The 25,066-nt window shown below is 70.8% G+C and carries 18 protein-coding genes and 3 pseudogenes; 16 read left to right on the top strand and 5 right to left on the bottom strand.

The genetic code is table 11. The features are described 5' to 3' along the window. Positions 1-135 precede the first annotated feature (135 nt). From Q8A52_RS31975 to Q8A52_RS31930, 10 genes and pseudogenes are all read left to right on the top strand, one after another. On the top strand, positions 136-1,671 hold the full coding sequence (locus tag Q8A52_RS31975; protein ID WP_316757777.1) for a gamma-aminobutyraldehyde dehydrogenase: 1,536 nt from the start codon (positions 136-138) through the stop codon (positions 1,669-1,671). Between the two features lie 54 nt (positions 1,672-1,725). Further along, complete coding sequence (locus Q8A52_RS31970) at positions 1,726-2,973, top strand: ABC transporter substrate-binding protein (RefSeq protein WP_316757775.1); 1,248 nt, start codon at positions 1,726-1,728, stop codon at positions 2,971-2,973. Between the two features lie 5 nt (positions 2,974-2,978). Next, entirely contained in the window at positions 2,979-4,130 is a 1,152-nt protein-coding gene (locus Q8A52_RS31965) for an ABC transporter ATP-binding protein (protein ID WP_316758008.1), read from the top strand. Position 4,131: 1 nt separating this feature from the next. Next, a complete protein-coding gene (locus Q8A52_RS31960) occupies positions 4,132-5,055 on the top strand; it encodes an ABC transporter permease (RefSeq protein WP_316757773.1) in 924 nt (307 codons plus the stop codon). Then, positions 5,055-5,855: an ABC transporter permease gene (locus Q8A52_RS31955; RefSeq protein WP_316757771.1), complete on the top strand. Its 801-nt coding sequence runs from the start codon at positions 5,055-5,057 to the stop codon at positions 5,853-5,855. The genes Q8A52_RS31960 and Q8A52_RS31955 overlap by 1 nt, the downstream gene beginning before the upstream one ends. A 29-nt stretch (positions 5,856-5,884) precedes the next feature. Next, on the top strand, positions 5,885-7,303 hold the full coding sequence (locus tag Q8A52_RS31950; protein ID WP_316757769.1) for an NAD(P)/FAD-dependent oxidoreductase: 1,419 nt from the start codon (positions 5,885-5,887) through the stop codon (positions 7,301-7,303). A gap of 124 nt (positions 7,304-7,427) precedes the next feature. After that, a complete protein-coding gene (locus Q8A52_RS31945) occupies positions 7,428-7,880 on the top strand; it encodes a bifunctional DNA primase/polymerase (protein ID WP_316757767.1) in 453 nt (150 codons plus the stop codon). A 104-nt stretch (positions 7,881-7,984) separates the two neighbouring features. After that, positions 7,985-8,170 (top strand): annotated as a pseudogene (locus Q8A52_RS31940) (hypothetical protein); the annotation flags it as partial. Between the two features lie 104 nt (positions 8,171-8,274). Next, positions 8,275-8,460, top strand: a pseudogene (locus Q8A52_RS31935) (hypothetical protein); the annotation flags it as partial. A gap of 381 nt (positions 8,461-8,841) precedes the next feature. Then, positions 8,842-10,653 carry a chitinase gene (locus tag Q8A52_RS31930; protein ID WP_316757765.1) on the top strand — a complete coding sequence of 604 codons (1,812 nt, stop codon included), beginning with the start codon at positions 8,842-8,844 and terminating at the stop codon, positions 10,651-10,653. Here Q8A52_RS31930 and Q8A52_RS31925 read toward each other — a convergent pair. The 3 genes from Q8A52_RS31925 to gabT all read right to left on the bottom strand — a co-directional run bounded on the left by Q8A52_RS31925 (position 10,592) and on the right by gabT (position 13,816). Continuing rightward, the gene (locus Q8A52_RS31925) at positions 10,592-11,251 is read right to left on the bottom strand and encodes a phosphatase PAP2 family protein (RefSeq protein ID WP_316757763.1); all 660 of its coding nucleotides are present in this window, start codon (positions 11,249-11,251) and stop codon (positions 10,592-10,594) included. The genes Q8A52_RS31930 and Q8A52_RS31925 overlap by 62 nt on opposite strands. After that, positions 11,251-12,081 carry a serine hydrolase domain-containing protein gene (locus Q8A52_RS31920; protein WP_316757761.1) on the bottom strand — a complete coding sequence of 277 codons (831 nt, stop codon included), beginning with the start codon at positions 12,079-12,081 and terminating at the stop codon, positions 11,251-11,253. The genes Q8A52_RS31925 and Q8A52_RS31920 overlap by 1 nt, the downstream gene beginning before the upstream one ends. Positions 12,082-12,481: 400 nt before the next feature. Further along, positions 12,482-13,816, bottom strand: coding sequence for a 4-aminobutyrate--2-oxoglutarate transaminase (gabT, locus tag Q8A52_RS31915; RefSeq protein ID WP_316757760.1), 1,335 nt, complete (start codon positions 13,814-13,816; stop codon positions 12,482-12,484). Positions 13,817-14,065: 249 nt separating this feature from the next. On the opposite strand from gabT, the gene Q8A52_RS31910 reads away from it, so the two are divergent. The 3 genes from Q8A52_RS31910 (at position 14,066) to Q8A52_RS31900 (ending at position 19,938) form a co-directional block, all read left to right on the top strand. Then, the gene (locus Q8A52_RS31910) at positions 14,066-16,213 is read left to right on the top strand and encodes a type IV secretory system conjugative DNA transfer family protein (protein ID WP_316757758.1); all 2,148 of its coding nucleotides are present in this window, start codon (positions 14,066-14,068) and stop codon (positions 16,211-16,213) included. 118 nt (positions 16,214-16,331) lie between these two features. Beyond that, the gene (locus tag Q8A52_RS31905; protein ID WP_316757756.1) at positions 16,332-18,005 is read left to right on the top strand and encodes a PucR family transcriptional regulator; all 1,674 of its coding nucleotides are present in this window, start codon (positions 16,332-16,334) and stop codon (positions 18,003-18,005) included. 487 nt (positions 18,006-18,492) lie between these two features. Then, positions 18,493-19,938, top strand: a complete 1,446-nt coding sequence (locus tag Q8A52_RS31900) for an aldehyde dehydrogenase family protein (protein ID WP_316757754.1) — start codon at positions 18,493-18,495, stop codon at positions 19,936-19,938. 97 nt (positions 19,939-20,035) lie between these two features. Here the strand turns inward: Q8A52_RS31900 and Q8A52_RS31895 are convergent. After that, positions 20,036-20,749: pseudogene (locus Q8A52_RS31895) on the bottom strand (glycoside hydrolase family 3 C-terminal domain-containing protein); the annotation flags it as partial. On the opposite strand from Q8A52_RS31895, the gene Q8A52_RS31890 reads away from it, so the two are divergent. Then, positions 20,685-21,089: a GH12 family glycosyl hydrolase domain-containing protein gene (locus Q8A52_RS31890; RefSeq protein ID WP_316757752.1), complete on the top strand. Its 405-nt coding sequence runs from the start codon at positions 20,685-20,687 to the stop codon at positions 21,087-21,089. The pseudogene Q8A52_RS31895 and the gene Q8A52_RS31890 overlap by 65 nt on opposite strands. Before the next feature lie 123 nt (positions 21,090-21,212). Then, positions 21,213-23,144 carry an acyl-CoA dehydrogenase family protein gene (locus tag Q8A52_RS31885; protein ID WP_316757750.1) on the top strand — a complete coding sequence of 644 codons (1,932 nt, stop codon included), beginning with the start codon at positions 21,213-21,215 and terminating at the stop codon, positions 23,142-23,144. Between the two features lies 1 nt (position 23,145). On the opposite strand, the gene Q8A52_RS31880 is transcribed toward Q8A52_RS31885, so the two are convergent. Continuing rightward, a complete protein-coding gene (locus Q8A52_RS31880; protein WP_316757748.1) occupies positions 23,146-23,604 on the bottom strand; it encodes a lamin tail domain-containing protein in 459 nt (152 codons plus the stop codon). Between the two features lie 188 nt (positions 23,605-23,792). Between Q8A52_RS31880 and dxr the strand changes: the two genes are divergently transcribed. Beyond that, positions 23,793-25,064, top strand: a complete 1,272-nt coding sequence (gene dxr, locus Q8A52_RS31875; RefSeq protein WP_316757747.1) for a 1-deoxy-D-xylulose-5-phosphate reductoisomerase — start codon at positions 23,793-23,795, stop codon at positions 25,062-25,064. The last annotated feature ends 2 nt before the right edge of the window (positions 25,065-25,066 follow it).

Genomic DNA, 25,066 nt, shown 5'->3' with positions numbered 1-25,066 from the left:
ATTCCGTCGCTTAACCAAAAGGCAACAACGGAATCACTTGTTGGACTCCCCTTGCTCTGTCAGGATCAGCACTCAAATCGAGCTGGAGCTACGCCACCCGCCCCCAGGGACGGGGGGACGGCGGAGGAGAGCGACATGGACAACCCGGGCACCGCGACCCCGGAACGATTCCCCGCGCAGGAGCGCCTCGCGGACGGTGCACAGTTCATTGCCGGACGCCTGACCAAGGGCACGTCCGGCCGCCGCCACGCCGTGGTCGACCCCGCCACCGGCGAGGAGGTGTACACCTACGAACTGGCCGGGACCGACGACGTGGACGCCGCGGTCGCCGCGGCCCGTGCCGCTTTCCCGGGCTGGGCCGGCCTCACCCCCGGCGAGCGCTCCGACGCGCTGCACCGCTTCGCCGCCGTGCTCGCCGACCGCGCCGAGGAATTCGCCCGCGCCGAGTCCCTGCAGTGCGGCAAGCCGCTCAAGCTGACCCGGGAGTTCGACGTCCCGGGCACGATCGACAACACCGCGTTCTTCGCGGGCGCGGCCCGGCATCTGCAGGGGCAGTCCGCCGGTGAGTACTCGGGCGACCACACGTCGTACATCCGCCGTGAGCCCATCGGGGTCGTCGGGTCCATCGCGCCCTGGAACTACCCGCTCCAGATGGCCGCCTGGAAGATCCTCCCGGCGATCGCCGCGGGCAACACCATCGTGCTCAAGCCCGCCGAGCTTACGCCGCTGACCTCGCTGCTCTTCGCCCAGGCGGCCACGGACGCCGGGATCCCCGACGGTGTCGTCAACATCGTGACCGGCACGGGCAGGGAGGCCGGTGAGCACCTCGTCGGCCACCCCGACGTGGCCATGACCTCCTTCACCGGCTCCACCGCCGTCGGCAAGCGAGTCGCCGAGATCGCCACCGCCACCGTCAAGCGCATCCACCTGGAGCTCGGCGGCAAGGCCCCCTTCGTCGTCTTCGACGACGCGGACCTCGAGGCGGCGGTCAACGGCGCGGTCGCCGGTGCGCTCATCAACACCGGGCAGGACTGCACGGCCGCCACGCGCGCGTATGTGCAGCGGCCGCTGTACGACGCGTTCGTCGAGAAGACCGCGGAACTGATGGAGAGCGTCCGGCTCGGCGACCCGTTCGCCGCCGGCACCGATCTCGGCCCGCTCATCTCGCACGTCCAGCGCGACCGCGTGGCTGCCTTCGTCGACCGGGCCCATGCCTACGCGCGCGTGGTGACCGGCGGCGAGGCTCCCCAGGCGGAGCTCAAGAACGGCGCGTACTATCGGCCCACCCTGATCGCCGACGCGCCCCAGGACAGCGAGATCGTCCAGTCCGAGATCTTCGGTCCGGTGCTGGTCGTTCTGCCGTTCGACAGTGATGATGAGGGCATTCGGCTGGCCAACGACACCCCGTACGGCCTCGCCGCCTCGGCATGGAGCCGGGACGTCTACCGGGCGAACCGGGCCACCCGCGAGATCAAGGCGGGGTGTGTATGGGTCAACGACCACATTCCGATCATCAGTGAAATGCCGCACGGCGGCTATAAGCAGTCCGGCTTCGGCAAGGACATGTCGACGTACTCGTTCGAGGAGTACACGCAGGTCAAGCACGTTATGTTCGACAATACGGCGGTAGTCCGCAAGGACTGGCACCGCACGATCTTCGGGGACCGCTAGCGACAACAGGCCGCCCGACCCGCGGCCGCCACCTCCCGAAAGGGCACCACGCGCATGGAGCAGTACGAGCCCGACCGCCTGAGCCCGGCCCAAGTGGCCGCCATGCGGCGCAGCCTCCGCAACGGCAGGGCGGCCATGACCCGCCGGTCGCTGTTGCGCGCCTCCGCAGGGGGCGCGCTCACGGTCGGCGGACTCGGGGCGCTGAGCGCCTGCGGCATCCCCGCGGCCGGCAAGACCCAGGGCGGCACGTCCGCCGAGGACCACTCGAAGCAGGAGAAGGTCGTCAACTTCTCCAACTGGACCGAGTACATCGACCTCGACGACAGCGGCAAGCACCACCCGACGCTGGACACGTTCGCCAGGCGGACCGGCATACAGGTCAAGTACACCGAGGACATCAACGACAACAACGAGTTCTTCGCCAAGATCAAGCCGCAGCTCGCCGCGGGTCAGGACACCGGTCGCGACATCGTCGTCCTCACCGACTGGCTGGCCGCCCGGATGATCCGCCTGGGCTGGGTCCAGAAGCTGGACCCGTCCAACCTGCCGCATGCGTACACCAACCTGTCGCCGCAGTTCCGCAACCCCGACTGGGACCCGGGCCGCGCCTACTCGTACCCGTGGCAGGGCATCTCGACCGTGATCGCCTTCAACAAGAAGGCGCTCGACGGCATCGAGGTGAAGTCGGTCTCGGACCTGCTCGACAACCCGAAGCTCAAGGGCCGCGTCGCCTTCCTGTCCGAGATGCGCGACAGCATGGGCATGACGCTGCTCGACATGGGCAAGGACCCGGCGAAGTTCACCGACGACGACTACGACGCGGCGATAGCGCGGCTGCAGAAGGCCGTCGACAAGGGCCAGATCCGCCGCTTCACCGGCAACGACTACACGTCCGACCTGACCAAGGGCGACATCGCGGCCTGCGTCGCCTGGGCCGGCGACATCGTCCAGCTGAAGAACGACAGCCCGGACGTCGACTTCGTCATCCCGGACAGCGGCTACATGACGTCGACCGACAACATGCTGATCCCGAACAAGGCGCGGCACAAGACGAACGCCGAGCGGCTCATCGACTTCTACTACGAGCCCGCGCAAGCCGCCGCACTCGCCGCCTACATCAACTACGTCAGTCCGGTCGAGGGCGTGAAGCCGTACCTGGCGAAGATCGACGAGAGTGCGGCGAGCAATCCGCTGATCGTTCCCGACAAGGCCATGCAGGCCAAGTCCCATTCCTTCCGCGCGTTGAGCCAGAAGGAAGAGACGGCCTACGAAGAGAAGTTCGCGAAGCTCACAGGGGCGTGACGATGATGACGACAGACACCAGCGGCGACGTCCGCCTCACCGGGATCAGCAAGACCTACGGCTCCTTCACCGCCGTACACCCGCTTGACCTGACCGTGCCGCAGGGCTCCTTCTTCGCCCTGCTCGGCGCCTCGGGCTGCGGCAAGACCACGACCCTGCGCATGATCGCCGGTCTGGAGGAACCTTCCTCCGGCACCGTGCACCTCGGCGAGCAGGAGGTGACGCACCTGCCGCCGTACAAGCGGCCGGTGAACACCGTCTTCCAGTCGTACGCGCTCTTCCCGCACCTGGACATCTTCGAGAACGTCGCCTTCGGCCTGCGCCGGCGCGGGATCAAGAGCGTCAAGAAGCAGGTCGAGGAGATGCTCGACCTGGTCCAGCTCGGCGAGCAGGCGCGCAAGAAACCGCACCAGCTCTCCGGCGGCCAGCAGCAGCGCGTCGCGGTTGCCCGCGCGCTGATCAACCACCCCAAGGTGCTGCTCCTGGACGAGCCCCTCGGCGCCCTCGACCTCAAGCTGCGCCGCCAGATGCAGCTGGAGCTCAAGCGCATCCAGACCGAGGTCGGCATCACCTTCATCCACGTCACGCACGACCAGGAGGAGGCCATGACCATGGCCGACACGGTCGCCGTGATGAACGCGGGCCGTGTCGAGCAGCTCGGCTCGCCCGCCGACCTGTACGAGAACCCGCAGACCACGTTCGTCGCCAACTTCCTCGGCACCTCCAACCTCATCGAGGCCGAGGTCGACAGCAAGAGCGGCGGGGACATCGTCCTCAGGGCGGGCGGCGGCAAGCTGGTGCTGCCCGAGGCGCGCTGTTCGGCCCCGACGCGGACCGGCGGCAAGGTGCTGGTCGGCATCCGCCCGGAGAAGATCTCCCTCACGCACGCCGACGACGCGGGCTCGATCCCCGAGGGCCGCAACCGCATCACCGGCAAGATCGCCGACTCGAGCTTCATCGGCGTCTCCACGCAGTACGTCATCGACAGCGCCGTCTGCCCCGAGTTCGAGGTCTACGCCCAGAACGTCGAGCGGGACGCCCGTCTGGTACCGGGAGCCGACGTGGTCCTGCACTGGAGCCCCGCCCACACCTTCGGTCTGGACGCGGACCAGGACATCGACGCGGGCGTGGAGACGGTCGACGAGGAGGCCGCCTGAGATGGCCGCTGTCACCGAGGCGCCACCCCTGACGCCGACCCCCGAGAAGAAGCCCCCGCGCAAGCGCGGCAAGTGGACCCCCTACTGGCTGCTGCTGCCCGGCATCCTCTGGTTGATCATCTTCTTCGCGCTGCCGATGATCTACCAGGCCTCCACGTCCGTGCAGACGGGCTCCCTGGAGGAGGGCTACAAGGTCACCTGGCACATCGCGACCTACTGGGACGCGCTGGCCGAGTACTGGCCGCAGTTCCTGCGCTCGGTCTTCTACGCTGCCGCGGCGACCGTCCTGTGCCTGCTGCTCGGCTACCCGCTGGCGTATCTGATCGCCTTCCGTGCGGGCCGCTGGCGGAACCTGATCATGATCCTGGTGATCGCCCCGTTCTTCACCAGCTTCCTGATCCGCACCCTGGCCTGGAAGACGATCCTCGCGGACAACGGCCCGGTCGTCGGCGCCCTCAACACGCTGCACGTCCTGGACGTCACCAGTTGGCTCGGCTGGACCGCGGGCGACCGTGTGCTTGCGACTCCACTCGCCGTGGTGTGCGGTCTGACGTACAACTTCCTGCCGTTCATGATCCTTCCGCTCTACACCTCGCTCGAGCGCATCGACGGCCGGCTGCACGAGGCCGCGGGCGACCTGTACGCCAAGCCCTGGACGACCTTCCGCAAGGTCACCTTCCCGCTGTCGATGCCCGGTGTGGTCTCCGGAACGCTGCTGACGTTCATCCCGGCGGCCGGCGACTACGTCAACGCGGAACTCCTCGGCTCCACCGACACCCGAATGATCGGCAACGTCATCCAGACGCAGTTCCTGCGCATTCTGGACTATCCGACGGCCGCCGCTCTCTCCTTCATTCTCATGGCTGCGATCCTGCTCATGGTCACTGTCTACATCCGCAGGTCCGGGACGGAGGATCTGGTCTGATGCCCTTCGTCAACTGGCTCAAGCGCCATCTCGTCGTCATCGCGGGACTTTTGACGCTCGCCTATCTGCTGCTGCCCAATGTCGTCGTCACGGTGTTCTCCTTCAACAAACCGAAGGGGCGCTTCAACTATGAATGGCAGCAATTCTCCACGGACGCCTGGAAGGACCCGTGCGGCGTCGCCGACATGTGCGGCTCGCTGTCCCTCAGCCTCCAGATCGCCCTGTGGGCGACGATCGGCGCCACGCTCCTCGGCACGATGATCGCCTTCGCCCTGGTCCGCTACCGCTTCCGCGCACGCGGCGCCGTGAACTCGCTGATCTTCCTGCCCATGGCCATGCCCGAGGTCGTCATGGCCGCCTCGCTGCTCACCCTGTTCCTCAACATGGGCGCCCAGCTCGGCTTCTGGACGATCCTGATCGCGCACATCATGTTCTGCCTCAGCTTCGTAGTCACCGCCGTCAAGGCGCGCGTGATGTCGATGGACCCGCGCCTGGAGCAGGCGGCACAGGACCTGTACGCCGGTCCCGCGCAGACCTTCCTGAGGGTCACCCTGCCCATCGCGGCCCCCGGAATCGCCGCGGGCGCGCTGCTCTCCTTCGCGCTCTCCTTCGACGATTTCATCATCACCAATTTCAACGCGGGCTCGACCGTCACCTTCCCCATGTTCGTGTGGGGCTCGGCGCAGCGCGGCACGCCCGTTCAGATCAATGTCATCGGTACGGCCATGTTCCTGGTCGCCGTACTGCTCGTGCTGACCTCGATGGTCGTCACGAATCGCCGCAACAAGCAAAAGGCATGACCGGAAGAACTCTGTAGGGAGTTGAAATCATGGCCCCGAGCGCCATGACCCGTTGGACCAAGTCTCTTTCCGAAGCACAGCCGGTCCCGTACTGGCTCGAAGACCCCGGCAAGCCTCACCCCGAGCCCGCCCTCACCGGCGCCGAGACCTGCGACCTGCTGGTCGTCGGCGGTGGCTACAGCGGACTGTGGGCCGCGCTCAACGCCAAGGAGCGCGACCCGCAGCGTGACGTGGTGCTGCTGGAAGGCCGTGAGGTGGGCTGGGCCGCCTCGGGCCGCAACGGCGGCTTCTGTGCCGCCTCCCTCACGCACGGACTGCCCAATGGCCTCGCCCGCTGGCCGGACGAGATCCACACGCTCCAGGAGCTGGGCGAGCGCAACCTCGACGAGATCGAGAAGGCGGTCGCCCGCCACTCCCTCGACTGCGAATTCGAGCGCACCGGCGAGATCGACGTCGCCACCGAGACCTACCAGGCGTGGGAGCTGCGCGACTGGCACCGGGAGCTGGAGGAGAAGGGCCTGGCCGGCGGTATCGAATTCCTGGACGCGGACGCCGTGCGCGAGCAGGTGAACTCGCCGACCTTCGAGGGGGGTCTGTGGGACCGCCGGGGCGTGGCCATGCTCCACCCGGCCAAGCTCGTGTGGGGCCTGAAGCGCGCCTGCCTCCAACTGGGCGTGCGCGTCTACGAGCACACGCCCGCCCTGGACCTGAAGCCGTACGGCGCGGGCATGGCCGTACGCACCCCGTACGGCTCGGTGCGCGCCCGCCGGGTCGCGCTGGGCACCAACATCTTCCCGAGCCTGCTCAAGCGGGTCCGGGCGTACACGGTGCCGGTCTACGACTACGCCCTGATGACCGAGCCGCTCACCGAGCAGCAGCTCGCCGAGATCGGCTGGCAGAACCGCCAGGGCCTCGGGGACAGCGCCAATCAGTTCCACTACTTCCGGCTGTCGGCCGACAACCGGATCCTGTGGGGCGGATACGACGCGATCTACCCCTACGGCGGCCGCGTCCGCGCCGAGTACGACGACCGCCCCGAGACCTACGCCAAGCTCGCCGGGCACTTCTTCACCTGCTTCCCGCAGCTGGAGGGCGTCCGCTTCACGCACGCGTGGGGCGGCGCGATCGACACCTGCTCACGCTTCTCGGCGTTCTTCGGCACCGCCCACCAGGGCAAGGTGGCCTACGCGGCGGGCTACACGGGCCTCGGTGTGGGCGCCACCCGGTTCGGTGCCGATGTGATGCTGGACCTGCTGGACGGCGAGGACACCGAGCGCACCCGCCTCGAGATGGTCCGCAAGAAGCCGCTGCCCTTCCCGCCCGAGCCCTTCGCCTGGACCGGCATCGCCCTCACCAAGTGGTCGCTGGCCCGCGCGGACGCGCACGGCGGGCGGCGCAACCTGTGGCTGAGGACGATGGACCGGCTGGGGCTTGGCTTCGACAGCTGAGCCCTGCCGGGGGAGCCGGTCCGGTTCACTCCAAGGAGGGACCGCAACCCGCGTAATGCCTGCTGAGGACCTCCCTCTCTCCTGCTGACGCGACCGCGTCGACGGGAGAAAGGGAGGTCTTCTCATGGCTGGAGCGAAGACGGCGGTCGAGTGGCTGGCATCCGTGGCACCGGATCCCGAGACCTGCCGCCGGGAGTGGGAGCGCAACCCCCGGGGCGTCGCGCTGCTGCCCGCCGGCAAGGCGTGGGACGTGCTCGTCGTGCCGGGTGCGCTCGGCCGTCCGACGCTCGACGTGCTCACCCGCATAGTCGACCGGACCGGCCCGGTGCTGGTCGACCTCGGCGACGAGCGGACGGGCTTCTTCGTGCCGCCGGGCACGGCCGGATGCTGGCTCGGCACGGGTATCCGTATGGTCGGTGCGGGCGCCTGGGTCGTCGTGCCGTACCCGGGCCGGTCGGTGGGTGCGGTCCGTTGGCTGGTCCCGCCGGACGGCCGTGGCACGCTCACTGATCCGGTGCTGCTGGAACTGGCGATGCACGAGGCGGTGGCCCGCCTGGCCGCCGACGAGGGCGGGTAGCGGGTGCGTCGGCCCTGCGACGCGCTTCCCGTCGCGGCCGCTGTCGCGCGGCACGGCCTGGCCGGCCGTGAGGTCGCGGGTGCACACGCATGGCCGGATGCCGGCTCGGCACGGGTATCCGTATGGTCGGTGCGGGCGCCTGGGTCGTCGTGCCGTACCCGGGCCGGTCGGTGGGTGCGGTCCGTTGGCTGGTCCCGCCGGACGGCCGTGGCACGCTCACTGATCCGGTGCTGCTGGAACTGGCGATGCACGAGGCGGTGGCCCGCCTGGCCGCCGACGAGGGCGGGTAGCGGGTGCGTCGGCCCTGCGACGCGCTTCCCGTCGCGGCCGCTGTCGCGCGGCACGGCCTGGCCGGCCGTGAGGTCGCGGGTGCACACGCATGGCCGGATGCCGGCTCGGCACGGGTATCCGTATGGTCGGTGCGGGCGCCTGGGTCGTCGTGCCGTACCCGGGCCGGTCGGTGGGTGCGGTCCGTTGGCTGGTCCCGCCGGACGGCCGTGGCACGCTCACTGATCCGGTGCTGCTGGAACTGGCGATGCACGAGGCGGTGGCCCGCCTGGCCGCCGACGAGGGCGGGTAGCGGGTGCGTCGGCCCTGCGACGCGCTTCCCGTCGCGGCCGCTGTCGCGCGGCACGGCCTGGCCGGCCGTGAGGTCGCGGGTGCACACGGGTGCGGCCGTCGCGGCGGCGTACAGGCACGGGCCGTCACCGGGCGTGGCCCGCAGTTCGGCCATGCCCGCCGCCACCTCGTCGCTCGCCCCGATCCGCACGGGCGCCCCCCGACGCACAGCGACGTGCTCGCGCCGGTGACCGGCGTCCACTGCCAGGGCGCACACCCGTCCGGGCGCGGCCCAGGGCGCCGTGTCCCGCGGCCGCTGACGCCGGAGGTCTTGACAACAGGATTGGTCTGGACCAAGTTGAGCGCGCTCCACCCTCCAATTCCCCCATACCCGGAGGCACTTGTGGATCGCGTCGGACCCCGCACCAGATCCCTCCTCGCCGCGCTCACGGCGGCGCTGCTGGCCGTACCCGGCATCACCGCGCTCTCATCGGCCGCCCGCGCGGCCGACGCGGACCTCGCCAGGAACGGCGGCTTCGAGTCGGGCCTCGACGGCTGGAGCTGCACGGCGAACAGCGGTAAGGCCGTCAACTCTCCTGTGCACGGCGGAACTTCGGCGCTCCAGGCGACCCCGGCCGGCAGCGACAACGCCCAGTGCGCGCAGACCGTGACGGTGAAACCCGACTCCCAGTACACGCTGTCCGGCTACGTCCGCGGCTCCTACGTCTACCTCGGCGCAAGCGGCACCGGCACCACCGACGTCTCCACCTGGACCCAGTCGGCCCCCGCCTGGCAGCAGCTCACCACGACCTTCCGCACCGGCGCCGCCACCACCAAGGTCACCATCTACACCCACGGCTGGTACGGCACCGGTGCCTACTACGCCGACGACGTCTCCCTGACCGGCCCCGGCGTCGACCCGGGACAGCCGCCGGCGGCCCCCACCGGCCTCAGGGCGGGCGCCGTCACCTCCTCCAGCGTCGCCCTGTCCTGGACGGCGGTCACCGGCGCCACCGGCTACGCGGTCTACCGCGACGGGACCAAGGTCAGGACGGTGACCGGCACTTCGGTGACCGTGACCGGCCTGACGCCCTCGACGGCGTACGGCTTCCAGGTCACCGCCGTCAACGACGCGGGGGAGTCCGCGAAGTCCGCGACGGTGACCGCCACGACGAACGCCGGATCCGGCGGCTCGACAGATCTGCCCACCCACGCCCTGGTCGGCTACCTCCACACCACCTTCGCCAACGGCTCCGGCTACACCCGTCTCGCCGACGTCCCCGACAGCTGGGACGTCATCGACCTGGCCTTCGGCGAGCCGACCTCGGCCACCTCCGGCGACATCCGCTTCAAGCGCTGCCAGGCCACCGAATGCCCCAACGTCGAGAGCGACACCGACTTCAAGGCGGCGATCAAGGCCAAGCAGGCGGCCGGCAAGAAGGTGCTGATCTCCATCGGGGGCCAGAACGGACAGGTGCAGCTGACCACCACGGCGGCCCGTGACACCTTCGTCTCCTCCGTCTCGAAGATCATCGACGACTACGGCCTCGACGGCCTGGACATCGACTTCGAGGGCCACTCGCTGTCGCTCAACGCCAACGACACGGACTTCAAGAACCCGACGACACCCGTCGTCGTCAACCTCATCTCGGCCCTGAAGACCCTCAAGGCCCGCTACGGCGCGAAGTTCGTCCTCACCATGGCTCCCGAGACCTTCTTCGTGCAGATGGGCTACCAGTACTACGGCACCGGCACATGGGGCGGCCAGGACCCGCGCTGCGGGGCCTACCTCCCGGTCATCCACGCCCTGCGCGACGACCTGACGCTCCTGCACGTCCAGGACTACAACTCGGGCCCGATCATGGGCCTCGACAACCAGTACCACTCGATGGGCGGCGCCGACTTCCACATCGCCATGACCGACATGCTCCTGACCGGCTTCCCGGTCGCGGGCGACGCGAACAACGTCTTCCCGCCGCTGCGCCCCGACCAGGTCGCGATCGGCATGCCGGCGTCCACCAACGCGGGCAACGGCCATGTCTCCCCGTCCGAGGTCACCAAGACCCTCGACTGTCTGACGAAGAGGTCGAACTGCGGCTCGTACGCCACCCACGGCAGCCGGCCCGCCCTGCGCGGCCTGATGACCTGGTCGGTCAACTGGGACCGGTACGCGAACTGGGAGTTCCAGCGGAACTTCGACGCGTACTTCGGCTGAGGAACACCCACAGCGCGAACAGCAGCACGGTGCACAGACACCAACTGGCCACGACGTCCAGGGGCCAGTGGTAGCCGCGCCGGACCAGCCCGAATCCGACGCCCAGGTTGACCACGACGCACCCGGCCACCAGCAGGCGCCGGACGAGCGCCGCGCCGATCAGTGGGAGGAGGATCATCGTCGACGCGCCGTACGCGACGGCCGCGGTGGCCGTGTGGCCGGACGGGTAGAAGCCGCCGGCCCAGGGCATGACCGGGGTTCCCGGGCGGTCGGTCCAGGCCTTCAACGGCACCACGATCGCCGGGACCAGGGCCATCAGGACGGCGGCGGCGACCGGTGGCAGCCACCAGCGGTCGGCGCCGCTGCGGCGGCCCAGCCAGAGGGCGAGGCCTATGACGACCGCGAGCACCGGCACCGCCACCTGCACGTTGCCCAGGTCGGAGAGGGTCGCGGAGAACCGGTCGGGATGGACGAGGGCCCGGCTCAGCCGCTCGTCCGCGCGCACGAGCGGACCGTCGGCCACGACCTGCCAGGTGATCAGAACGAAGAGGAGGATGGGTACAGCGGTCACGGGCCACAGCCTGTCAGGAGTCCTCATCAGCGCTGCCGGGACTCCTTGAGAACCTCGATTCCCACCCGATCGGTGTCGTCAGGATCGCCGTTGAGACGGTGCACCAGGACCCATCGGCCGTCGTTCGTCGCCCCGGCGAAGACCGACGCGTCGCGGGTGGCCCCGTTGTGCCAGCGCAGCGGCCCGGCCGTCTGCCAGCTCGGGGCGGGATCCCCCAGCCGGCGCTCCACGAGCAGACGCACGAGCAGATCGGCCGCCGCGCGCGGAGTGGCCCACAGACCGCCGGCCGGCAGGATCGGTCCCCCCATCGTCCAGGGCCTGCGGGTTCCCCCGAACAGGCCCGGCGCCAGCAGGCGCCGCGCGGGATCGGGGTCGGCGGTGACCTCGGCCACGTCCAGCGGCCGCAGCACATGTTCGGTGACCAGTTCCTCGTACGAGGTGCCGGTGGCGGCGGTCAGGGCCGCGCCCAGAACGGCGTAGCCGAGGTTGGAGTACTCCTCCTCCTGGCCGGCGGGCCGTGTCGCGATCGCGTCGAGCCGGTTCAGCACGTCGCGCAGCGCGCGGTCGTCGAACGGCGTGTACGGGTCCCGGCCGCCGGCCTGGGGCGGCAGCCGGGGGAGGCCGGAGGTGTGGTCCGCCAGGTGCCGCAGGGTGATCCCGGTCCCGGGGGCGGCGGGCAGCCAGCGCTCCACGGGGTCGTCGGGAGTGAGAGCGCCGGCTGCTGCCAGGCGCATCAGCGCGGTGCCCGTGAGGACTTTGGTGAGGGAGCCGATCTGTACGAAGCGGTCGACGGCATGGCCGTTGCCGACGTTCGGCGGCTCGGAGTCACTGAGGACACATGTCGGAATGCGACGCATGGTCACCAGTGTCGGAGAAGGAGGTCGGCCGCCCCGGAACAGGGGGGGTAGTTCCGAGGCGGCCGTCCGGATCGGAACGCCGCGCGCCCCGGGGGGTTTGGGGCGGGCGACTGTCCGATCGGTGAGGAGATTCCGAAGCCGAAGGCCCCGGTTGTGTGCGCGAGGCACGACCAGGTCGAAGCTGGGGAGGCGACGGCCTGATGCCGCCCACAGTCCCCTGTGGGCGGGGTGTATCTCTCATCTGAGGAAGAACCTACGGCAGGGGGTGGCTCCAAGACAGACGGAATCGCGTCCCGTCATCCACCTCGCACACCTTCTTCACACGGCCTGACGCCGGGCCGGGGGCGGGTGGGTCCGCCGGGTCGGGCACCCGGTGCCTGAGCAGGCGCCAGGCCGTGGCTCAGATACGTGCGAAGGCCTGCTCGATGATGTCGAGGCCCTCGTTCAGCAGGTCCTCGCCGATGACCAGCGGGGGCAGGAAACGCAGCACGTTGCCGTAGGTGCCACAGGTCAGGACCAGCAGGCCCTCCTGGTGGCAGGCCTTGGCGAGGGCGGCGGTGGCCTCCGGGTTCGGCTCCTTCGTCGTACGGTCCTTGACCAGCTCGATGGCGATCATCGCGCCACGGCCGCGGACGTCGCCGATGATGTCGAACTTCTCGGCCATGGCGCCCAGGCGCGCCTTCATGACCGCCTCGATGTTCTTCGCCCTGGCGTTGAGGTCGAGCTCCTTCATGGTCTCGATGGCACCGAGCGCACCGGCGCAGGCGACCGGGTTGCCGCCGTAGGTGCCGCCGAGGCCGCCGGCGTGGGCGGCGTCCATGATCTCGGCGCGGCCGGTGACGGCGGCGAGCGGCAGACCGCCCGCGATGCCCTTGGCCGTCGTGATCAGGTCGGGGACGATGCCCTCGTCCTCGCAGGCGAACCACTGGCCGGTGCGGCAGAAGCCCGACTGGATCTCGTCGGCGACGAAGACGATGCCGTTGTCGTTGGCGAACTTCACGATCTCCGGCAGGAAGCCCTTGGCCGGCTCGATGAAGCCGCCCTCGCCGAGCACCGGCTCGATGATGATCGCGGCGATGTTGTCCGCGCCGACCTGCTTGGACATCTGGTCGATGGCCATCTTGGCGGCCTCGGGGCCCGCGTTCTCCGGGCCGGTCGGCCAGCGGTAGGCGTAGGCGACCGGGACGCGGTAGACCTCGGGGGCGAAGGGACCGAAGCCGTGCTTGTACGGCATGTTCTTGGCGGTGAGCGCCATCGTCAGGTTGGTCCGGCCGTGGTAGCCGTGGTCGAACACGACGACGGCCTGGCGCTTGGTGTACGCACGCGCGATCTTGACGGCGTTCTCGACGGCCTCGGCGCCCGAGTTGAACAGCGCGGACTTCTTGGCGTGGTCACCAGGGGTGAGCTCGGCGAGGGCCTCGGCGACCTCCACATAGCCCTCGTACGGGGTGACCATGAAACAGGTGTGGGTGAAGTCGGCCAGCTGGGCGCTCGCACGGCGCACGACGGCCTCGGCGGAGGCGCCGACCGAGGTCACGGCGATGCCGGAGCCGAAGTCGATGAGGCGGTTGCCGTCGACGTCCTCGATGATGCCGCCGCCGGCGCGCGCGGTGAACACGGGCAGCACGGAGCCGACGCCCTGCGCGACCACGGCGGTACGGCGGGCCTGCAGCTCCTGCGACTTCGGGCCGGGGATGGCGGTGACGACGCGGCGCTCCTGCGGAAGTGCGCTCATGAGGGGCTCCCGGGGGTATTACGGACTCTTGTCTTCTTTTCTCGCAGGCTAGGACCGGGAAGGGGGGGTGGGCATGCTCCATGTGGGCGTTGTCAGGACCTGTGGTTGTCCGTGGTGGACATAGCGGGGTGACGGTGCGGCCGGGCCCGGGTCGGCCCGCTCGGCCGCGTAAGCGGTGAACTCCCCTTGCGGGCGCGTTAGATTGACTCGCTGATGGTCCACGGAACGGCTGGTCAGGGGGAAAGGGCGATGGACAGCGACGGGACGCAGGACACGAGGGGTACGCACGCGAATCCCGTGCCGCGTCCGGCGATGCCGCAGGACGCTCCCGCGGTGCCCCGCGAGGCGCCTTCGGTACCGCCCCGGCCGGCCCGTGCCCCCGGGGTCCCCCCGCTGCCCGACGGCTCGGCGTTCCTGGCCTGGCTGCGGGCGCCCCGGCCGGAGGCGGCACCGGGGGTGTGGCGGTTCGGGCACCGGCCGCGGCCGGATGAGGAGCCCGAGCGGATCCCGGCGCGACAGCTGCTGAGCGGTGCGCTCATCGCGTTCCTCGTGGGGTGGCTGGTCTGGTCGCTGCTGTGGAACGGCTACCTCGGCGGCTGGTGGGTGCTGCCCCTCGAACTCCTCACCCCGGACTCCTGGCGGCACAGCGGCGACCGGGTCGGGAACGCGATCCTCTGGTACGGCTACTACACGCTCATCGCCGGCGCGATCATGCTCGCCGTGGGCCGTATCGGCCGCTGGGGCGAGGTCTGGCGGCGCTACGGGCCCCCTGTCTGGACCCAGGCCGTGCCGACGGCGGAGAAGCCGCCCGCGCCGGAGGAGGACCCCGCCCAGTGGCCGCAGCTGCGCGCCGCCGGAGCCGCCGACGCCGCCGACCGGCTCGCCGCCGAGGCTCGCTCCGGGCTCATGCGGGACGTCGACCACGCCCGCATCGCCCGCGCCTGGCAGGGCGTGCGCAGCGGCCGGCACAGCCTCGCCGCCTTCACCACCGCCGTGGTCAAGGACGGCGCCGCCGCCTGTCTGCACCCCTCGGGGGAGCGCGACCTGCCGGGCCGCCTCGCCCGGCACGACCTGGTCACCGGGCAGGTACGGATCGGGACCACCGCGGACGACCCGCGCAACCCCTACCACTACCGCGGCTGCGGACTCGCCCTCGGCACCGAGCTGCTCGGCACCTCGCTGCTCGCCGTCGGCCCGGCCGGCTCCGGCAAGACCGGCAGCGTCGTACGGCCGCTCGCGGAGTCGCTGTGCCTGCACGCGCTCGCCGGACGGGCCTCCGTCGTGGTGGTCGGCGCGGCCGGCGCCGGGCTCGGCACGTCCGACGCGTACGACGTCGTCGTACGGATCGCCCACCCGGAATCGGTGTACGACCTCGACCTGTACGGCGGCACCACCGACCCGGACGAGGCCGCCGCCATACTCGCCGAGGCCCTCGTCGGCGACCTCGCCGACCCCCACCCGGGAGGCGACAGCCGCCGCTCCACCACCGTCCTCGCCCAGCTGCTAGGACCGTTCCGGGCGGTCCACGCCCGCTTCCCCTCCGTGCCGGAGCTGCGTCAGCTGCTCGACGGGACCCCCGGTCCGCTGGCCGCGCTCCGCAAGGCGCTGCAGGACACCGGGCAGGAGTCGCTGCTGCGCGAACTCGACGCGCGCGAGCGGCAGATGGGCCACCCCGGGGACGTGGGAGCGGTGCTCGCCGACCGGATCGCGCTGCTCGACCGGCCCGCCTTCGCCGGGTTCTTCGACACCTCCGGGCAGTCCCGGCCCTTCTCGCTGAAGGCGCTCGACCACCCGGTGCGGGTCCGTGTCGACCTGCCCGAGCGCGGGCACGCCGACGCCTCGCGGATCCTGGCACGGCTGGTGCTCGCCCAGTTCACGGCGAGCGTCGCGGTGCGGGAGGACCGGTCGCTTTTCGCCTGTCTGCTGCTGGACGACGCGACCGGAGTGGTGACCCCGGACGCCGTGCGCGGGATCCAGCGGCTGCGCTCCGCCAACGCCGGTGCCGTGCTCACCCTGCGCACCCTGGACGACGTACCCCGGCCGCTGCGCGGGCCGCTGCTGGGTGCCGCCGGCTGCCGGATGGCGCTGTCCGGGCTCACCCCGTGGGACGGTCAGGACTTCGCCGAGGTGTGGGGCAAGGAGTGGACCGAGGCACGGGACGTGACCGACCGGCAGATCATCGCCGAGACCCCGGCCGGCAAGGCCGTGCACGTGCTGCGCCGGGTGATCACCGGCAAGGCGCCGACCGCCCGGGCCGTGACCGTCCGGCAGGTCGAGCGGGAGCGCTGGTCGGCGTCCGAGCTGGCGCACGGGGTGCCGCCGGGCCATGCGGTGCTGTCGCTCACGAACGTCAAGGGCGAGCACGCCCCGCCCCTGCTGGTGGACCTCCGGGGCTGAGGTCCGTCCATAAGGTCACCCGGTCTCCATACGGTGAGGCAGAATCGGCATAGGCTGTTCATACGAAGCGGCCAAATGATCGCAATGATCACTAGATCTCCCCAGACCTGAAGGCCTCATGCCCCCGACGCTCGCCTCGCTCGTCCACCACTCCGCGCTCAAGCTGACCGTACGGGCGGGCGAGGACCGCCTGGACGTGCCCGTCCGCTGGGCGCACGTGAGCGAGCTGGCCGACCCCGTGCCCTACATGGAGGGCGGGGAACTGCTGCTGATCACCGCGCTGAAGCTGGACGCCGACGACCCCGAGGCGATGCGGCGGTATGTGAAACGGCTGGTCGGGGCCGGAGTCGTCGGGCTCGGTTTCGCCGTCGGCGTCAACTACGACGAGATCCCGAAGGCCCTGATCGACGCGGCCGAGCAGGAGGGCCTGCCCCTTCTCGAGGTGCCGCGCCGCACCCCCTTCCTCGCGATCAGCAAGGCGGTGTCCGCCGCGATCGCCGCCGACCAGTACCGCGCGGTGACGGCCGGGTTCGCCGCGCAGCGGGAGCTGACCAGGCAGGCACTGAACGCGGGCCCGGAGGGGCTGCTCGCCGCGCTCGCCGCGCAGGTCGACGGATGGGCGGCCCTGTACGACGCCTCGGGCGCCGTCGTCGCGACCGCGCCGGAGTGGGCCGGGCGCCGCGCGGCACGGATCACCGCGGACGTGAAGCGACTGCGGGAGCGGCCCGCGCCCGCCTCGTCGGTGGTCGGCGGCCCGGAGACCGAGGACCGCGTCGAACTGCACTCCCTGGGCACGGGCAGGCGCCCGCGGGCCGCGCTCGCCGTCGGCACCGCCGCCGCCCTCGGCACCGCCGAGCGGTACGCCGTCCACTCCGCGATCGCCCTGCTCACCCTCACCACCGAGCGCTCCCGCTCGCTGCAGGCGGCCGAGCAGCGGATCGGCGCCGCCGTGCTGCGGATGCTGCTGGCCGGGCAGCAGGACCACGCCCGGGCCGTCGCCGGTGACCTGTACGGCGGGCTCCTCGACGCGCCCTTCCGGATGATCGTCGCCGAGCCGGTGTCCGCGTCGGCCGCCCGGGCCCACGCGGACGCCCACGCCCACTCGGGCGTGCCGGTGCCGGTGGCCAAGCCCAGCCCGTCGGCCGCGCTGGCCGCCGCCGACGCGGGCGGCGATCCGCTGGGCGGGCTCGCGGAGACCGTGGAGGCCGCCGCCGCGCGCTCCGGGGAGGCGGTGCTGGTCGTCCCCGAGGGGGAGCGGCTGGTGGTCCTGGCCGGGGACGGGGGAGCGGCGGTCGCCGCCTGCGCGGAGTACGCGGCGGCGCTGGAGGCGGCACGGGCCGTACCCGAACAGGCCACCGTGGACGAGGACGAGCTGGTCGTGGGTCTGTCGGCACCGGCCGGGCCGATCGCCGCGGCCGCCGCGTACAAGCAGGCCGAACAGGCGTTGTCGGTGGCCCGGCGGCGCGGACGGGTGCTCGTGGAGCACGAGCAGCTGGCGGCGGGCTCGGTGCTGCCGCTGCTGGCCGACGACGCGGTGAGGGCGTTCGCGGACGGCCTGCTGCGCCCGCTCTACGAGCACGACGCGACCGGCCGCGGCGACCTGGTGGCCTCCCTGCGCGCCTGGCTCTCCCGGCACGGACAGTGGGACGCGGCCGCGGCCGACCTCGGTGTGCACCGGCATACGTTGCGGTACCGGATGCGGAGGGTCGAGGAGATCCTCGGCCGATCCCTGGACGATCCGGACGTGCGGATGGAACTGTGGCTGGCTTTGAAGGCGACCACGCCGGACTAGGGCCTGTCCGGCGGATCATGCCGCAGACGCGGGGCCTGGCACGCCCTCCCCCAAGCTCTGCGAGCAGGGGGGACCCCCAGGCGTTGTCGTCGGTTGCCGACTCCCCCAAGTTCTCGACTTCGCTCGAACAGGGGGGACCCCCATCGCGTCGACGCCCGCCTCCGCCCTGCAGCTGCACGCACCAGGCCCCGCTCACCCGTGCTGATTCGGCGCCGCCGCTTTCCTGCGACTTGATCCGCCGGACGGGCCCTAGCCGTACCAGGGGGCGGAGCCCCCGGGCGGGGTGGAAGGGGCGGAGCCCCTGGGGATGCGACGGGCAGGGGCGGCGGGGGCGAGATACGCGCGACCCCGGCCCCCAACACGCCAATCCGGCGCATCCCCACCCCCCACCACTACGACTCGGACAAGCACCCCCCGCTTACCCCCGTCCTACCGTGGGACACGAAAGAACACGCACATCCCCCACGCGGAAAGGCCGGACTCGCACATGACTTCCACCCACGCCTTCTGGCTCGCCGGCCGCCAGGTCACCGGCGAGGACACCTTCGACGTCACCTCCCCGTGGGACGGGCGACTGGTCGGCAGGGTCAGCGTGCCGACGGACGCCCAGGTCGAGGAGGCCGTGGCCGCCGCGTACGCCGTGCGGGACGAGTTCGCCGCCACCCCGGCCCATGTGCGCGCCGCCGCCCTGGACCACGTCAGCAAGCGCCTGGCCGAGCGCACCGAGGAGATCGCCCAGCTGATCTCCGCCGAGAACGGCAAGCCGATCAAGTGGGCGCGCGGCGAGGTCGGCCGTGCCGTCTCCGTGTTCCGGTTCGCGGCCGAGGAGGCCCGGCGGTTCAACGGCGGCGAGGCCCAGCGCCTCGACACCGACCTCGGCGGCCAGGGGCGCCTCGCGCTCACCCGCCGCTTCCCGAAGGGCGTCGTCCTCGGCATCGCACCGTTCAACTTCCCGCTGAACCTGTGCGCCCACAAGGTCGCCCCGGCCATCGCCGCCGGTGCCCCGATCATCCTCAAGCCGGCGCCCGCCACTCCGCTCTCCGGCCTGATCATCGGTGACCTGCTCGCCGAGACCGACCTGCCCGCCGGTTCCTGGTCGATCCTCCCGGTCGCCAACGACAAGATGCCCGCGCTGGTCCAGGACGAGCGCCTGCCGGTCATCTCCTTCACCGGTTCCGAGAAGGTCGGCTATGCGATCATGGACTCGGTGCCGCGCAAGCACTGCACCCTGGAGCTGGGCGGCAACGGCGCGGCCGTCGTCCTCGGCGACTTCGCGAGCGACGCGGACCTGGACTGGGCCGCGACCCGCATCGCGACCTTCTCCAACTACCAGGGCGGCCAGTCCTGCATCTCCGTGCAGCGCGTGATCGCGGACGCCTCCGTCTACGACCGCCTGCTGCCGCGCATCGTGGCCGCCGTCGAGGCCCAGGCCACCGGCGACCCGTCCGACGCCAGGACCGACGTCGGCCCGCTGGTCAGCGAGGCCGCCGCGGAGCGCGTCGAGGCCTGGGTGAAGGAGGCCGTCGAGGCCGGTGCCACCCTGCTCACCGGCGGCGACCGGGACGGCGCCTCCTACGCGCCGACCGTCCTCACCGACGTGCCGGCCGACACCACCATCGCCTGCGAGGAGGTCTTCGGACCGGTCCTCACCGTGCAGAAGGTGGCCGGCGAGGCCGAGGCCTTCGCGGCCGTCAACTCCTCCAAGTACGGCCTCCAGGCGGGCGTGTTCACCCACGACCTCCAGGTGGCCTTCCGCGCCCACCGCGCGCTGGAGGTCGGCGGTGTGGTGATCGGCGACGTGCCGTCCTACCGCGCGGACCAGATGCCGTACGGCGGTGCCAAGCAGTCCGGCGTCGGCCGTGAGGGCGTGAAGTTCGCGATGGACGACTACACCTACGAGCGCGTGCTGGTCCTCACCGGCCTCGCCCTTTAGTTAATGGGAACCATTTTCATATAGGTCCCTCGAAGGGGCCCGGCGCCGATGCCTTCCGGTGCCGGGCCCCTTCTCCGTGCCGGGCTCCTCCGGACCCTCAACCGGAGAGGCCGACGAGTTCGCCGGTGGCGCCGTCCACCGTGATGACCGCGTCCCCGACACCTTCGTGCGGTCGACTATGGCGATGCCGGAGTGCTCGTCGAAGACGGCTGCGTCCAGGCCGTGTTCGCACACCGGACGCGGCGCCGCGGGCTCGCCGCCGAGAAGGGCGGTCGTACGCGGCCGGACGTCCTCACTGGACGCACCGACCAGGAGGCCGTACGGGCCCTGCTCCAGACGCCGCCGGCCCTGGGCCATGTCCCAGAACTCGAAGGCGGCCAAGGGGACTTGGCAAGCCGGCTCCGTGCGTGCGCCCGGGGCCGGCGTCATCCTGCGGTGCGCGACCGGCTCGCGGCGCGGACGGCCGGGGGTCCGACGGCACAGGTGTGGATCGGGCCGATCTCGTCGGCAGTGACATCGCCGATGTGGGTGACCGAGAAGGACACCTGGCCGGCGCGGTGCCCGCCGCTCGGCCGCCGTGCGCGGTCCACAGCACGGCGGGCTGCCGCGCGACATCCACCGCGCAGGGGTACGCGGAGACCGGGATCGCCGCCGTGCGAGGGTCCGCGGCGCGGGCGGCGCGCAGCAGCCGCTCCTGCTGGGCGGGCAGGTCCGGGGTCGTACGGTTCTCGGTCTCGCGGCCGTTGATGTGCGGGTCGTCGCCCGCGACCACCAGGACCACGTCGGCCCGTGCCGCAACCTCGGCCACGGCCTTCGACACCATCACGCTCGGCAAGTGCTACGTGAACGACAACCTGTGGCGCCGGGACAAGGGCACCGGCACCCAGTGCGTCTGCAAGTACGGCAGCGTCAGCCCGGGCGGCTCCACGTGGGACATCTGCCGGGGCGACATCCGCTGGAACGCCCACTCCTTCGTCCGGCGCACCAACACCACGAGCGCCGCGCTCGACCTCGACGACTTCACCCAGGCACTCGTTCGGCGCAATCTGCTGAGCAAGGACAAGTACGTCTCCCGCATCGAGTCCGGGACCGAGGTATTCCAGGGCTCCGGGCGGCTCGACGCGAAGTCGTACTCCGTCGGCATCGGCTGATACACGCGCCGATCGGGCGCGCGAGGACTGGTGGGGGCGGCTCGTTTCGGGTACCAACGATCCAGTAGCACTGGTCAGTAGCGAACGGTCCACTACATCCCTATTCGCGGCGAGGTGAGCCTCATGTCCGCCCCCATCACCAAACCCACGGTCACCGAGCGGGAGGCCCGTCAGGTCGCGGAGGCCGCCCGGGAACAGGACTGGCGCAAGCCCAGCTTCGCCAAGGAACTGTTCCTCGGCCGCTTCCGGCTCGACCTCATCCACCCCCATCCGCTCCCGGCGGACGAGGAGGTGCAGCGCGGCGAGGAGTTCCTCGCCAAGCTGCGCGACTTCTGCGAGACACGGATCGACTCGGCCCGCATCGAGCGCGAGGCGCGGATCCCGGACGAGGTCATCGACGGGCTCAAGGAGCTCGGCGCCCTCGGCATGAAGATCGACACCAAGTACGGCGGCCTCGGCCTCACCCAGGTGTACTACAACAAGGCACTCGCGCTGGTCGGCTCGGCCTGCCCCGCGGTCGGCGTGCTGCTCTCGGCACACCAGTCGATCGGCGTACCACAGCCGCTGAAGCTGTTCGGCACGCAGGAGCAGAAGGACGTCTTCCTGCCGCGCTGCGCCCGCACCGACATCAGCGCCTTCCTGCTCACCGAGCCCGATGTCGGCTCCGACCCCGCCCGCCTGGCCACGACCGCGGTGCCCGACGGGGGCGACTACGTCCTCGACGGGGTGAAGCTGTGGACCACCAATGGCGTGGTCGCCGACCTGCTCGTGGTCATGGCCCGGGTGCCGAAGAGCGACGGCCACAAGGGCGGCATCACGGCCTTCATCGTGGAGACCAACTCGCCCGGCATCACGGTGGAGAACCGCAACACCTTCATGGGGCTGCGCGGCATCGAGAACGGCGTCACCCGCTTCCACCAGGTCCGGGTGCCCGCCGCCAACCGCGTCGGGCCGGAGGGCGCAGGCCTGAAGATCGCGCTGACCACACTGAACACCGGGCGTCTCTCACTGCCCGCGTCGTGCGTCGCCGCCGGCAAGTGGTGTCTGAAGATCGCCCGTGAGTGGTCCGCGGCGCGCGAGCAGTGGGGCAAGCCGATCGCCCAGCACGAGGCGGTCGGGTCGAAGATCTCCTTCATCGCGGCCACCACCTTCGCCCTGGAGGCCGTGAGCGAACTGTCGTCGCAGATGGCCGACGAGAACCGCAACGACATCCGCATCGAGGGCGCGCTCGCCAAGCTGTTCGCCTCCGAGATGGGCTGGCTGATGGCGGACGAGCTGGTCCAGATCCGCGGCGGCCGCGGCTTCGAGACAGCGGAGTCGCTCGCGGCCCGCGGCGAGCGGGCGGTCCCCGCCGAGCAGATCCTGCGCGACCTGCGCATCAACCGCATCTTCGAGGGTTCCACCGAGATCATGCACCTGCTGATCGCGCGCGAGGCCGTCGACGCCCATCTCTCGGTCGCCGGTGACCTCATCGACCCCGAGAAGTCCCTGTCGGACAAGGCGAAGGCCGGCGCGAACGCGGGCGTCTTCTATGCCAAGTGGCTGCCGAAGCTGGTCGCCGGACCTGGCCAACTCCCTTCCTCCTACGGCCAGTTCAAGCATGGAGTGGATCTCGCACCGCATCTGCGGTACGTCGAGCGGCACGCCCGAAAGCTCGCCCGCTCCACCTTCTACGCCATGTCCCGCTGGCAGGGCCGGATGGAGACCAAGCAGGCTTTCCTGGGCCGGATCGTGGACATCGGCGCCGAGCTGTTCGCGATGAGCGCGGCCTGCGTCCGGGCCGAGCTCCTGCGCAGCCAGGGCGACCACGGCCGTGAGGCCTACCGGCTCGCCGACGCCTTCTGCCGGCAGTCCCGCATCCGGGTCGACGAGCTCTTCGGCCGTCTGTGGAGCAACACCGACGACCTCGACCGGAAGATCGTCAAGGGCGTCATGGGCGGCGACTACGAGTGGCTGGAGCAGGGGATCGTCGACCCCTCGGGCGAGGGCCCGTGGATCGCCGACGCGACCCCGGGCCCGAGCACACGGGAGAACGTGCACCGCCCCATCCGGTAGGTCAGCAGTACTTGTCGCTCGGATCCCGCGTCGTCCAGGAGCAGGAGTCGACCTTGGTGCCGCTCGCCTTGGTCAGCGTCGCCGTGTCGCTGGTGTTGTTCCACACGTAGGCGCGTCGGCCCTGGTACTTGTTCGACGCGGTGTCCGTGCCCTTGCCGGTGTGGATCTTCATGTACTTCCCGGCGCCGATCTTGACGTTCGGGAAGACGTACTTGTGGTTGGAGGCGTCCTTCAGGATCCAGCCCTTGAGGGAGATCGCCGAGCCGCCGGTGTTCTTGATCTGCACCCACTCGCCGTTCAGGCTCGTGTTGGACCCGGTGTCCGAGCCGGGGCTGTCGAACCATACGTGATGGATGATCAGGCCACCGGCGGCCTCGGCCGGGCTGCTGAGCAGGGTGCCGGTGAGCAGCGCCGCGCCCGCGAGAGCGGGCAGGGCAGCGCGTATGCGCAGAGTACGCATGGAGAAATCCCCCCAGGATGTCGTCCGCGGGCCGGTTGTCCACCGGCCGGAACTGAAGTGTTATCACAAGGTCTTCACGCGGGCTTCACAAGGGGGATTTCGCTCCATTCGGCAGCGAGAACTGATAAGGCACCCGCCCGAGGGACGCGCGTGTCCTGCCGGACACCGGTTGCGGCAACAATGGAGGGATGAGCGACAGTCCAGCACCCCTCGCCGACCCGCACCTCGTCTATGACCCCCTCGCCGGAGACGGCCCCAAGGACGTGGTGATCCTCGGCTCCACCGGGTCCATCGGCACCCAGGCCATCGACCTCGTGCTGCGCAACGCCGACCGTTTCCGGGTCACCGCCCTGTCCGCCAACGGCGGACGGGTGGCCCTCCTCGCCGAGCAGGCGTACCGGCTGCGGGTGCGGACCGTCGCGGTCGCCCGCGAGGACGTCGTGCCGGCACTGCGCGAGGCGCTCTCCGCGCAGTACGGCGCCGGGGAGACGCTCCCCGAGATCCTCGCCGGACCGGACGCCGCCACCCAGGTGGCCGCCGCCGGTTCCTCGGAGTGTCACACCGTCCTCAACGGCATCACCGGATCCATCGGCCTCGCACCGACCCTCGCCGCCCTGGAGGCGGGCCGCACCCTCGCGCTCGCCAACAAGGAGTCGCTCATCGTGGGCGGCCCGCTGGTCAAGGCGCTCGCCAAGCCCGGCCAGATCATCCCGGTCGACTCCGAGCACGCCGCGCTCTTCCAGGCGCTGGCCGCCGGCACCCGTGCGGATGTGCGCAAGCTGGTCGTCACCGCCTCCGGCGGCCCGTTCCGCGGCCGTACGAAGGCGGAGCTGGCGCGGGTGACCGTCGAGGACGCCCTCGCGCATCCCACCTGGGCCATGGGCCCGGTCATCACGATCAACTCCGCGACCCTGGTCAACAAGGGTCTGGAGGTCATCGAGGCACACCTGCTGTACGACATTCCCTTCGACCGCATTGAGGTTGTCGTGCACCCGCAGTCGTATGTCCACTCGATGGTTGAGTTCACCGACGGATCCACACTCGCCCAGGCGACGCCCCCCGACATGCGTGGGCCGATCGCCATCGGTCTCGGCTGGCCCGAACGGGTACCGGACGCGGCGCCCGCCTTCGACTGGAGCAAGGCCTCGACCTGGGAGTTCTTCCCCCTGGACAACCAGGCCTTCCCGTCGGTCGACCTCGCCCGGCACGTCGGACAGCTCGCGGGCACCGCACCGGCGGTGTTCAATGCGGCCAACGAGGAGTGCGTCGAGGCGTTCCGTGCCGGTGCCCTGCCCTTCAACGGGATCATGGAGACCGTCACACGGGTGGTCGAGGAGCACGGAACGCCCCGTACGGGAACCTCAGTCACGGTGTCGGACGTCCTCGAAGCGGAGACCTGGGCACGAGCCCGGGCCCGGGAACTGACAGCGCACACGGCGACCGCGGAGGCGCGTGCATGACA

The organism is Streptomyces herbicida (genome assembly GCF_032656585.1).
In the GTDB taxonomy this organism is placed as follows: domain Bacteria; phylum Actinomycetota; class Actinomycetes; order Streptomycetales; family Streptomycetaceae; genus Streptomyces; species Streptomyces herbicida.
Note: the sequence above shows the minus strand (reverse complement) of the source record. Positions and strands in the feature narration are given on the sequence as shown.

What these genes read in the sequence shown, in the direction of transcription:
- Q8A52_RS31880 (WP_316757748.1), bottom strand. Translation starts at nt 23,604, where the DNA reads ATGCGTACTCTGCGCATACGCGCTGCCCTGCCCGCTCTCGCGGGCGCG.
- Q8A52_RS31885 (WP_316757750.1), top strand. Translation starts at nt 21,213, where the DNA reads ATGTCCGCCCCCATCACCAAACCCACGGTCACCGAGCGGGAGGCCCGT.
- Q8A52_RS31900 (WP_316757754.1), top strand. Translation starts at nt 18,493, where the DNA reads ATGACTTCCACCCACGCCTTCTGGCTCGCCGGCCGCCAGGTCACCGGC.
- Q8A52_RS31955 (WP_316757771.1), top strand. Translation starts at nt 5,055, where the DNA reads ATGCCCTTCGTCAACTGGCTCAAGCGCCATCTCGTCGTCATCGCGGGA.
- Q8A52_RS31905 (WP_316757756.1), top strand. Translation starts at nt 16,332, where the DNA reads ATGCCCCCGACGCTCGCCTCGCTCGTCCACCACTCCGCGCTCAAGCTG.
- Q8A52_RS31950 (WP_316757769.1), top strand. Translation starts at nt 5,885, where the DNA reads ATGGCCCCGAGCGCCATGACCCGTTGGACCAAGTCTCTTTCCGAAGCA.
- Q8A52_RS31925 (WP_316757763.1), bottom strand. Translation starts at nt 11,251, where the DNA reads ATGAGGACTCCTGACAGGCTGTGGCCCGTGACCGCTGTACCCATCCTC.
- Q8A52_RS31965 (WP_316758008.1), top strand. Translation starts at nt 2,979, where the DNA reads ATGACGACAGACACCAGCGGCGACGTCCGCCTCACCGGGATCAGCAAG.
- Q8A52_RS31920 (WP_316757761.1), bottom strand. Translation starts at nt 12,081, where the DNA reads ATGCGTCGCATTCCGACATGTGTCCTCAGTGACTCCGAGCCGCCGAAC.
- Q8A52_RS31970 (WP_316757775.1), top strand. Translation starts at nt 1,726, where the DNA reads ATGGAGCAGTACGAGCCCGACCGCCTGAGCCCGGCCCAAGTGGCCGCC.
- Q8A52_RS31975 (WP_316757777.1), top strand. Translation starts at nt 136, where the DNA reads ATGGACAACCCGGGCACCGCGACCCCGGAACGATTCCCCGCGCAGGAG.
- dxr (WP_316757747.1), top strand. Translation starts at nt 23,793, where the DNA reads ATGAGCGACAGTCCAGCACCCCTCGCCGACCCGCACCTCGTCTATGAC.
- Q8A52_RS31910 (WP_316757758.1), top strand. Translation starts at nt 14,066, where the DNA reads ATGGACAGCGACGGGACGCAGGACACGAGGGGTACGCACGCGAATCCC.
- gabT (WP_316757760.1), bottom strand. Translation starts at nt 13,816, where the DNA reads ATGAGCGCACTTCCGCAGGAGCGCCGCGTCGTCACCGCCATCCCCGGC.
- Q8A52_RS31960 (WP_316757773.1), top strand. Translation starts at nt 4,132, where the DNA reads ATGGCCGCTGTCACCGAGGCGCCACCCCTGACGCCGACCCCCGAGAAG.
- Q8A52_RS31945 (WP_316757767.1), top strand. Translation starts at nt 7,428, where the DNA reads ATGGCTGGAGCGAAGACGGCGGTCGAGTGGCTGGCATCCGTGGCACCG.
- Q8A52_RS31890 (WP_316757752.1), top strand. Translation starts at nt 20,685, where the DNA reads ATGTGCGGGTCGTCGCCCGCGACCACCAGGACCACGTCGGCCCGTGCC.